Below are 9656 nucleotides of genomic sequence, written 5' to 3'. Positions count from 1 at the left end.
TTCGCACTCGAAGGATCACGCGATGGCCGTCCTCATTTCACGGCGCCACGCCCACTACCTGGGGAAACTCGTACACCACCTCCGTGGACGCAACCATGTGGGGTGGGAGCCGTACCCAAACAAAAGACCAGCTCAGACGGTGTTTGAGCTGGTCTCGGTTGCGCGCCCTGCAGGATTCGAACCTGCGACCGTCGGATTAGCCGCTTGGGATCCAGCGGTCCACTCTGGCGCTCCAGCAGAGCAACCTTCGAACCCGCAAACTAAAAGCTGACCGATGCCATGGGCAAACGGGCTCTGATCTGGGGCTGAGTGTCCAGGGGGGTCCGGTCGGCTCTGGCGGCGTCTGGGGACGTTGCCGTCAACAGTGCCGTCGTGCGGCTGGGTGGAGGGCACTAACTACCCCTTTGGCGGCTGGCAGCGCAAAGCGTTGATCATTACGCTTCTCACCGTGGAGATACAGCCGGATTTACGGGCGGGTGACCGTGATCGGGAGCGAATCGCCGAGATGCTGCGTGTCGCAGCGGGCGAGGGACGCATCAGCGTCCAGGAGCTGACCGAACGCCTCGATCGGGTATATGGGGCCCGAACCTTCGGGGAACTGGACGCCATCGTCGCCGACCTGCCCCAGGAGGAACGCGAGATACAGCCGAGCGGCCAGGACGTTCTGCGGCTTCACTCTCGTGGCACGCACGCGATCAGGCAGACCGGACGGTGGACGGCACCCGCGCGCATCAACGTCGACTGCACCTGGCGCACCGCAGTGATCGACTTCAGGGAGGCGATCTGCCCGCACCGCGAAATCGCCATGCACGTGCACTGCCTTTCGCCTTTCGGAGACATCATCATCCGCGTCCCAGTCGGCTGGCAGGTGATTTCCGATGAGATGACGTCCGGCGGGTGGATACGGCTCCTCCGGGTCCACAACAGGCTGCCCGAGCCTCCGTCACCGGATGGGGTAGTGCTGCGGTTGTCCGGCCACATCAGCGGGGACATCTGGGTGCGGTACCACCGCCCAACCGCCTGACGGACGCCCCTCCGAGAGCGCCGCAGGACATCGAGATAGATGACCAGATACGACGACATCGCACGGCGACCAGGTGCCACAGGGCGACCGCTCCAACGATCGTGGTTTCGGGGCTGTTTTCGCAGGTGGACCGTGGGTTACAGCATGCGAACCGGTGCGCGGTAACTGACGCGCCTGAGATTGTGCTACCGGTCGCGGGCCATGGATGCTAGGGGATGAAGCCGCCGTCCCGGCCAGCGTGTCCGGTGAGCCATGGCTGAGGCACAAGGGCCCCGGCCCGTTGATCGTCCCCATCCACTTATGGTGGCCGGCCGCATAGAGGCGGTCGTGAGTGCGGTACCAACTGCCAGCGGTTTTACAGAGCCCTGTCGATCGAGCTCCGACATAAGCCTCGACGTGCTAAAACGCCATAGGACGGGCTACCCGAGCGCGCACGGCGACGCGTATACGACGCGGCGCTTCTCGGCGCTGGCGGGGGTTCGCTCTTGTGGCCGAGGACGCCGGGCAGGTCGTCGGCACGTCATGTTCACCCGCAGCCTGCTCGACGCCCCGCGGCGGCTGGTCGACGTGCGGGTGCTCAGCCCGCTGGGCGTGCTGCCCGAGCGTCAGCGGCAGGGCATCGGCTCGGCCCTGGTCCGCGCCGGGCTCGCGACTCTAACCGAAGGGGAGAGCCCCCTCGTCTTCCTGCAAGGCGACCCCGGCTACTACTCCCGCTTCGGGTTCACCTCGGGGGCCGAGCTGGGCTTCCGCAAGCCGTCCCTGCGCATCCCCGACGCAGCCTTCCAGGTGATCAGGCTTCCGGCGTACGAGCCGTGGATGACGGGGACGCTGGTCTACTCCGAGCCGTTCTGGCGTCACGACGCCGTCGGGCTCCGCGACCTCGACGCCTGACGGCGTCGGCGACGTAGGGGCAGGCCTGACCTCGAGTCGGCCTGTAGGCCAGGTTCTAATTCGGCAAGCCCATGACCTGCACCAGAAGGGGCAGCACCGGCTTTGACCTGCAAAAACGCTGTCGTCGTTTGACGGTGCTTGCCGCCTCTTCTCGGAGCGCTGTGCCCTGCTAGCTGATCCAGTTGACGAACACACCGACAGGTATGGAGAGCAGCGCGCCAATGCCGATGTACATCCACTGGCGACGGCGCTCGGCACGAATGGTGGCTTTGGTCTCGCCAATCAGAATCTGCCGGATCTTCTCGGCCTCATCCTTGTTGATTTCGAGGAGTCGTTGCTGCCGTTCGGCCTCGACAAGCAGGGCCTCGCGAGTCGCCTGCTGGGCTTCGAGGTCGCGCCGAAGCTCATCCATGAGACCGGCCGCTTCCGTGAAGGCCTTATTGACGGCCTGGATGCGACGGTATAGACGTTCGTGAGGATCTTCGGCGGCTTGCTGGAGTCGTGCTCGATCAGCAAGCATCTCCTGGACTACAGCGACGACTCCAAGCGGACCGCCCAGCGTGGCACCGACGCCAAGGATGGCGAGACCTACGTAGCGCAAGGTCTGGCTCTCGATGACGAGGAACGGCACAGACGCAGGCATCATGAAAATGCCGACGCTACCTGCTTGTCCCCGGACACGCCCTTCAACGCGCCCTCGTCGCGCTGCCTGCGCCACAACTGAATGCTGGAGTCGTACAAGCCTTAACGAGCGACCTGGCGAATGAGCCGTCGGTCGGATGGCCGCCAGGCGCTCGACGAGGTGAGGGGTGGGCAGCGAGGTCGCAGCGTTACCTGCGCCGGCGCAATGCCAATGCCCGTCATCCCGACGTGCTGGCCGCCAAACGGTGCGAGCGCGCCCGCATCCACAGCGAGAAAGGCATCCGCTGGGGAGGACGTCCCATCACCGAGGCGGCATGACGCCCCGGTGAACCATCAAGGTCACGGCACTAGGCAGGGCGGTCGATCGGCAGGCCGAAGGAGGGGAACAAGTCGGCCCGGTGGAACGCGAGCACTGAGCACACTCCCGCCTTGGCCAGCGTCAGCACCTGCAAGTAGCGCGCGTGAAAGCCACTGTCGCGACTGCGGCTGTATAGGCCGAACGCGGGCTGGCCGTTCGCCGACGTCTCCACCATGATCCGCAACCCCTCCCCAGGAGCCACCTTCGCCGCAATCAGGCGCAGTACGTCCTCGCGGCCGTTGAACCAGGTCGGGATCGGGGGCATCTCCCACCGGATGTCCTGAGTCAGGAGGCCTTCCAGAGTGACCAGATCCGCCTGCTCGAAGGCTTTGGCGTACTGGTCGAGCAGAGCACGGCGTCCGGGCTCGTCCGGTTCGCTGAACTGCTCTTCGGCGGGTGCGACCTTGGCGAGCTCGGCACGCGCGCGCTGGAGCGAGCTGTTGACCGCCGCAGTCGTCGTTTCGAGCAGCGCGGCAACCTCGGACGCCTGCCAAGCAAGGACATCCCGGAAAATCAGTACCGCGCGCTGCCGCGGCGGGAGGTGCTGCAACGCGGCAACCATCGCCAGCCTCAGGCTCTGCCGAGTCCCGACGACCAGAGCCGGGTCAGTGCTCAGCAGGTGATCCGGGAACGGCTCGAGCCAGCTCGTCTCCAGCGCCGGCGCGTCCAGATCTTCCGGATCGGTGCCGGGAGCACCCAACGCTGAGGGCACAAGGCGGCGACTGCTGTGCTGCAAGGCGTTCAGGCAGAGCCGAGTGGCGATCCGGTAGAGCCACGTCTTGACCGACGAGCGCTGCTCGAACTCCGCGAATCCCTTCCAAGCGCGCAGGTACGTATCCTGTAGCACGTCCTCTGCGTCGTGCAGCGAGCCGAGCATCCGGTAGCAGTGCGCGACCAGCTCACTTCGGTACTGCGCGAATTCGTCCTCCAGGTTCACACCGGCTCCTCGACTGGCTCCGGCCGAGCGCTCGGAGCACCGGGTACTACGCTACGTCGTACGCTGATGCAGAGCCCCGCGATCGCTCCGAGCGACGACAGTACGCCGCAGACGGCCAAGGCTCGGGTGAATCCGGTGGCGAAGGACTCGTAGCCCCCAGCGGCGGCGAAGACCGCAGCCAGGACAGCTACTCCGACGGCTCCACCGAGTTGCCTCATCATGCTGTAGATACCGGAGGCGATTCCGACGGCCTCGCGGGGCAGTGCTCCGATACTCGCGCTCTGTGCCGCCGGCAGCGCCATGGAGACGCCGCACCCAGCCACGATCAGCGGCGCCATCAGTTCGGCGTACTGCGCTGTACCGCTGCTCACCTGGCTGATCCAGAACATGCCGACGGCTTTCAGACCCAGGCCGGCCACGACCAGCGGGCGTTCACCGACCCTGTCCACGAGTCGGCCGGCGACGGGCGCTACGAGGAAGAGCGTGGCGGTCCACGGCAGTAGCCGCAGCCCGGCCTCCAGCGGACCGGCACCAAAGGCCACCTGCATGTACTGGGCCATGAAGAACACCGCACCGAACAGCGCGGCGGTGAGGAAGAAGCCCGCCGCGTTACCGGCCGAGAACGCTCTCGACCGGAAGTAGGTCAGCGGCACCATCGGCTGCGGTGCGCGGCTCTCCCAGGCCAGGAATGCCAGCAGCAGCAAGCCTCCGACCAAGAAAGAGCCGAGCACCTCGACACTGGCCCAGCCAGCCGTCTCACCACGGGCGACACCCCAGACGATGCCGAGGACCGCCAAGGTGATCAGGGCGGCGCCACCCAGGTCCAGGCGGCGAACCGCTCCACTGCTCTCGCTGATCCGGAGGAGAACGAGCAAGATCGCTACCGCGCCGACGGGTACGTTGATCCAGAAGATCCACTGCCAGGCAAGGCCCTCGGTCACGGCGCCGCCGACGACCGGGCCGCCCAGCACGCCGAGGCCCGTCAGTCCGCTGAAGATACCGATCGCCCAGCCCCGACGTTCGGGTGGGAAAGCCGCGCCGAGCAGGCTCATCGCCAGTGGCATCACGACGGCCGCCCCGACCCCCTGCACGGCGCGGGCGGCGATCAGCCACTGGACCGAAGAGGCCAGCGCACAGGCGGCCGAGGCAACCGAGAACAGGCCCAGGCCGACCGCGAACATCCGTCGCCGGCCCCACCGGTCGCCGAGCGCCGCCGCGATCATCAACAGCATCGCGAAGCTGAGGGTATACGCGTTCACCGTCCACTCCAGCTGCTCGATCGAGGCACCGAGATCCTGCTTGATGGTGCTGAGCGCAGCCGCCACCACCAGCGCGTCAAGCGCCACCATCACCGCGCCGATCGAGGTCAGGCCCAGCACCCAGCGCTGCTCGACGGCCGTCCGATCCTTGCTACTCACGAGAGGTCCTCCAGAAAGTCGCTGTCACTGGTACTGACAGCGGCGAAGGCCCCGAGTCATCGCGGCGATGAGTTCCCAGCGTTCGCGTTGTCAGTACCAGTAACAGCGAACTAATCGAGGAGAGCCTGATGAGCGCAGCAGTGATCCGCTACTAGACCAAGTCGGAATCGGCCGACGAGAACCAGCGGCTGATCGAGAACGTCTTCGCTGAGCTGGCGACCGCGGCGCCGGCCGGGCTGCGGTACAGCAGCTTCCGACTCGCTGACGGAGTCACCTTCGTCCATGTCGTGGACGGCGAGGGCCTGCCTGAGCTGGCAGCCTTCGAGGAGTTCCAGCGCGAGCTCGGCTACCGGCTGGCCGGCAACCTCACCCGCGAGGAAGCCACCATGATCGGCTCGTACGCTGGTGCGATGGTGACCACCCGTACCTAGGGTCCGTCTTCGAAGATCGCTAGATGCTGGATCATGGTCGGGTGCGTCGGCATGTTCTTGATCACGGTATGCAGCAGTCCGGCCAGGGTGTGCGCGATGATCGCGATGACCACGGCACGATGCCGTACAGCAGGCCGTCGACCACCGGGGTCTGCACAGTCAACCTCACCCGTCGCGACGCCAGCCGCTTCCAAATCCGCTACCCGATCACCCGCGCCACCACCCGAGGCCCCGGCTAAGACCATCCTGCTCACCTACGGAAAACGTTAGAGGGCGTTTACATATGCTCAGTAGAGATAAGTCGCTTTTGCGGCCAGCGGCTTTCGGGGCATTTCGTACTGTAGGAGTGAATTCGCGTGGTCCGAGGAGATGATCGGAGCGCCCATTTAGTTCATCTATGTCGTTCGGATTCCGTCTGGTTTAGCGATGAGGCGGAAACTCCCTACTGGTCGAAGGCACTGCCGATCGCATGGTTCAGGTAAAAGCTCTGTCATGAGTGAGCGAAAGCCGTACCCCAGCGACCTGTCCGATGCCCGCTGGGCGCTGATCGAGCCGACCTTGACCGCCTGGCGGCAGGCCCGGCTCGATCGCAGGCCCACCGGTCAGCCTGCCTCGGTCGGGCTGCGGGAGGTCTTCAACGCGATCCTGTACGTCAACCGCACGGGAATCGCTTGGAAATACCTGCCCCATGACTTTCCGTTTCCGACCAGGTGAAGTTCTGGGAGATCCGGGCCAACACCCGATCTGAGGGGACGGGTAAGAAACCCCGTATCGTCTCCCACACGGTCCGCTGGACCGTGGGCAACCGGGAGAGGTCCACGACCTTCAAGACGAAGGGCCTCGCCGAGTAGGTCAGCACGGCGTCGGCAATGATGGCCGGCTGTTCCGGACCCGCACGGGTGGCCTGATCTCCGGGTCGGCGTACGCCAAGGTCTGGAAGGAGGCCCGGACCTACGCCTTCACACCTGACCAGGTCGCCTCACCTCTGGCGGGCAGGCCGTACGACCTGCGGCACGCGGTGGTCTCCCTCTGGCTCAACGCCGGAGTGCATGCACCGGAAGCGGCCGAACGGGCCGGCCACGGGGTGGACGTGATGCTCAAGGTCTACGCCAAGTGCATCGACGGCCAACGCGACGTGGCCAACCAGCGCATCTTGGACGCGCTCGCTGAGGAGTCCACCTACCTGTGCGGAGGCGTTCCCAAACCGAGGTGAGCAGAACCCGTCGGCCGTGACTCCCGCAGGGCCGCCGCGGCCGGTGGATCACTCCGCTGCAAGCTCCGGTGGGCTACACGGAGGCACTGTTCTCCGCCGGCCTGCCGTACCAGGCCATCAGGATGAAAAAGCCTCAGTAACGGCAAGGCCCGCCGTATCCAGGTGGCGCCATCGCGTGGGGTCACTTCACCTCGGTGGGAACCCGTTCATCGCCCAGAGACTCCTTGGACCTCTTGTTTCGGGTCAGGTAGACATAGGCCATCGCGCCCAGGAACAGAGCGATCGACGTCCACTGGTTCAGCCGCATCCCGAGGATCTCGTTGGCCGGGTCGACGCGCAGGCCCTCGATCCAGAACCGGCCCGCGGTATAGCCCGCCACATACAAGGCGAAGAGCTGGCCGTGCCGCAGCGCGAAGCGACCGCCGATCCAGATCAGTGCCAGCGCCAGGCCCAGGCTCCACAGCGACTCGTAGAGGAACGTGGGGTGATAGGTGGTGACGCCCGGCACGGTCCCCGGACGGCCCGCATCGATCTCCAACCCCCAGGGCAGGTCGGTCGGGCCGCCGAACAGCTCCTGGTTGAAATAGTTGCACCACCGGCCGATGGCCTGGCCGATGGCGACGGCCGGGGCCACGGTGTCGGCGACCGCGCTCAAGGCGATGCCCCGGCGGCGGCAAGCGATCCACACGCCCACCCCGCCCAGGGCGACGGCGCCCCAGACACCCAGACCGCGCCAGCCCGGTCCGGAGTCGCTCCAGATCAGGATCGCGTCGATCGGCCGGTGGGGGGCATCAGGCCCGAAGTACAGCTGCCAGTCGGTGATGACGTGATACAGCCGCGCACCCACGATGCCGAACGGGACCCCCCACGTCGCCAGGTCCAGCATGGTTCCCGGCGTCCCACCGCGATTCCGCCAGCGGCGCTCGGCGATGACGACGGCCACCACGACACCGAGAATGATGCAGATCGTGTAACCACGGATGGGCAACGGCCCCAAATACCAGACTCCTTCGGAGGGACTGGGAATGCTGGCAAGCGACATGGCAGGCAATCTAGTGCAGCCCGCCGCGATCACACATCCCACCGAAGTCCATACTTCGCACGCCTTCACCGCTCTGGCGGCAGGCGTACGACGAATGATCCTGTTCATCGCCTCGAAGGCCACGGCTGCAGGTCAGACGGTAGGGCGTGTCGACGACGGGTGAAAGCTGACCTTGGGCCGACGGCCGGGCGAAGTCATCGATGGACGCAGTCTGCAAGATCAGGCATGCTGGTTCTCCCTATGCGGAGGATCAGATGGAGATCGGGTTCACTGGGATTCTGTTCTCGCTGGTGGTATGGGCCGTTTCGGCCGTACTGACATTCTTTTTTCTTTACTGGGCGATCCGCCTGGCGATCAGACATGAGAAGCGGCGGGTGCCGAGTCCCCAAGAGATCCTGACTCAGGAGCGACGGGAACGCATGGCGGCGGAGCGTGCCGAGCACTTACGCACTAGGCGGTACCGGCCATGAGCAAGCACCCGAAGGCCTCTTGGCTCAGAGGGTTACTTCAGAAGCTGACGAACACCCATGGTCGGGAATCTCTTACTGACCTGGTCCTTGGTGAGTGGAGCGGGTGACGGGAATTGAACCCGCGCTGTCAGCTTGGGAAGTCTCTATCGCACCTGGCCGCTGAGCTGGCGAAACGCTGACCTGCGGGGGAGCACTCCGAGTACCTGTGATTCCCCGCGAGTCCCCTTTGGTCACCCTTCTGACGGGCACGCAACGGGCACGCCGAGCACCGAGCGTCGAAGTGATGAAGCGGGCTGCAGTCGACACCTGGCAGGGTTTGCGTATGGACGCACCGACAGAGCTGGCCGAGCTGGAGGGTCGTTGGCTTCTGCCCTGCCGGGGGATGCAGGTGATTCAAGTTCAGGTGAGTTATCAATTGACGCTGCTCCTGGACAGCGGTGCTCACGTGGACATGGAGGCAGAGGCGATGCTCAGCCACGGTCCACTGAGCGCTCCAGACGCGACGATGGATCGGCTCGTCCCCGAGCGCCAGGAAGTAGCGCCGGCTCTGGCTCTCTTCGGCGCAACGGTTCTCTCATCGGTCGCTTTCAAGTCCGGTGCGCTGGGGTTGGTCTTCGACATTGGGGCACATTTGAGCGTGAAACCTGATCCTCAGTACGAGGCGTGGAGCGCACACGGTCCGGGCGCTCTGCTCCTCGTTTGCCTGCCGGGCGGTGATCTCGCGGTTTGGCGATGACCGGAGACACCAGTTTGGAAGGCTTCGGACCATCCTCGCGTGACCTGCTGCTGTGCAGTTCAGGAGGCATGCGCCGCTATCCGTGAGTCTCCGTGAGCGCCCGTTGTAGACCACCCCATCTGGCACGCCCGTGGCACGTGTCGTTTCGGCCTGTAGGCCGGGTTTGGCCCCCTTGCTGACCGGCTCGTGATCTGGCTTGTGGATCTACTTCGTCCTTCTTCGGAAGGACTGGAGGAACCACACAAGAGCCGCCTTGGGGAATCGAACCCCTGACCTTCTGACCGGAAAATCACTACCCCTGCTGGGCAGGCGGCAGCGAACCCCGACCGGTGATCACGGTGGGGTCGTCTGTGAGGGCGGTATGGGTCAGGCGGCCAGGGTCACGGTGACGGCGAACCTCAGGGCTTGCAGTTGCCGTATGTGGCTGCGAATCTTCTTTCCGGTGTCGATGCGGGTGGCGTGGTAGTCGGCGCCCAGTTCGCGGTAGCGGGCGG

At 65.3% G+C, this 9656-nt stretch carries 10 protein-coding genes and 2 pseudogenes; 8 read left to right on the top strand and 4 right to left on the bottom strand.

What is annotated here, in order from left to right; genetic code table 11:
* Positions 1–364 precede the first annotated feature (364 nt).
* Both ACIN94_RS32415 and ACIN94_RS32410 read left to right on the top strand, forming a co-directional pair.
* On the top strand, positions 365–1024 hold the full coding sequence (locus ACIN94_RS32415; protein WP_400714734.1) for a DUF1707 domain-containing protein: 660 nt from the start codon (positions 365–367) through the stop codon (positions 1022–1024).
* Between the two features lie 522 nt (positions 1025–1546).
* Positions 1547–1915, top strand: coding sequence for a GNAT family N-acetyltransferase (locus ACIN94_RS32410; RefSeq protein WP_400714731.1), 369 nt, complete (start codon positions 1547–1549; stop codon positions 1913–1915).
* Positions 1916–2084: 169 nt separating this feature from the next.
* On the opposite strand, the gene ACIN94_RS32405 is transcribed toward ACIN94_RS32410, so the two are convergent.
* Entirely contained in the window at positions 2085–2633 is a 549-nt protein-coding gene (locus ACIN94_RS32405; RefSeq protein ID WP_400714728.1) for a hypothetical protein, read from the bottom strand.
* A gap of 110 nt (positions 2634–2743) precedes the next feature.
* Between ACIN94_RS32405 and ACIN94_RS32400 the strand changes: the two are divergent.
* A pseudogene (locus tag ACIN94_RS32400) lies at positions 2744–2875 on the top strand (IS630 family transposase); the annotation flags it as partial.
* Positions 2876–2904: 29 nt separating this feature from the next.
* Here ACIN94_RS32400 and ACIN94_RS32395 read toward each other — a convergent pair.
* Positions 2905–3852, bottom strand: coding sequence for a sigma-70 family RNA polymerase sigma factor (locus ACIN94_RS32395; protein ID WP_400714725.1), 948 nt, complete (start codon positions 3850–3852; stop codon positions 2905–2907).
* Positions 3849–5270 carry an MFS transporter gene (locus tag ACIN94_RS32390; RefSeq protein WP_400714722.1) on the bottom strand — a complete coding sequence of 474 codons (1422 nt, stop codon included), beginning with the start codon at positions 5268–5270 and terminating at the stop codon, positions 3849–3851. Before ACIN94_RS32390 ends, ACIN94_RS32395 begins: the two co-directional genes overlap by 4 nt.
* Positions 5271–5557: 287 nt before the next feature.
* On the opposite strand from ACIN94_RS32390, the gene ACIN94_RS32385 reads away from it, so the two are divergent.
* The 4 genes and pseudogenes from ACIN94_RS32385 (at position 5558) to ACIN94_RS32370 (ending at position 6914) form a co-directional block, all read left to right on the top strand.
* Positions 5558–5701 carry a hypothetical protein gene (locus ACIN94_RS32385; RefSeq protein ID WP_400714719.1) on the top strand — a complete coding sequence of 48 codons (144 nt, stop codon included), beginning with the start codon at positions 5558–5560 and terminating at the stop codon, positions 5699–5701.
* A 492-nt stretch (positions 5702–6193) separates the two neighbouring features.
* Positions 6194–6400, top strand: a pseudogene (locus ACIN94_RS32380) (transposase); the annotation flags it as partial.
* 11 nt (positions 6401–6411) lie between these two features.
* Positions 6412–6552, top strand: coding sequence for a hypothetical protein (locus ACIN94_RS32375; RefSeq protein WP_400714716.1), 141 nt, complete (start codon positions 6412–6414; stop codon positions 6550–6552).
* A 194-nt stretch (positions 6553–6746) separates the two neighbouring features.
* Positions 6747–6914: a hypothetical protein gene (locus tag ACIN94_RS32370; RefSeq protein ID WP_400714713.1), complete on the top strand. Its 168-nt coding sequence runs from the start codon at positions 6747–6749 to the stop codon at positions 6912–6914.
* A 181-nt stretch (positions 6915–7095) separates the two neighbouring features.
* On the opposite strand, the gene lgt is transcribed toward ACIN94_RS32370, so the two are convergent.
* Positions 7096–7956 (bottom strand): prolipoprotein diacylglyceryl transferase, encoded by an 861-nt coding sequence (gene lgt / locus ACIN94_RS32365; protein ID WP_400714710.1) that lies wholly within the window; start codon positions 7954–7956, stop codon positions 7096–7098.
* 753 nt (positions 7957–8709) lie between these two features.
* Here lgt and ACIN94_RS32360 point away from each other — a divergent pair.
* Positions 8710–9162: a DUF6188 family protein gene (locus tag ACIN94_RS32360; RefSeq protein ID WP_400714707.1), complete on the top strand. Its 453-nt coding sequence runs from the start codon at positions 8710–8712 to the stop codon at positions 9160–9162.
* Positions 9163–9656 lie beyond the last annotated feature (494 nt).

Origin of the sequence: Streptosporangium sp. NPDC087985 (assembly GCF_044741965.1) — a bacterium.
Lineage (GTDB): Bacteria > Actinomycetota > Actinomycetes > Streptosporangiales > Streptosporangiaceae > Streptosporangium.
The sequence above is the reverse complement of the archived record's forward strand: the minus strand, read 5'-3'. Positions and strand labels throughout refer to the sequence as shown.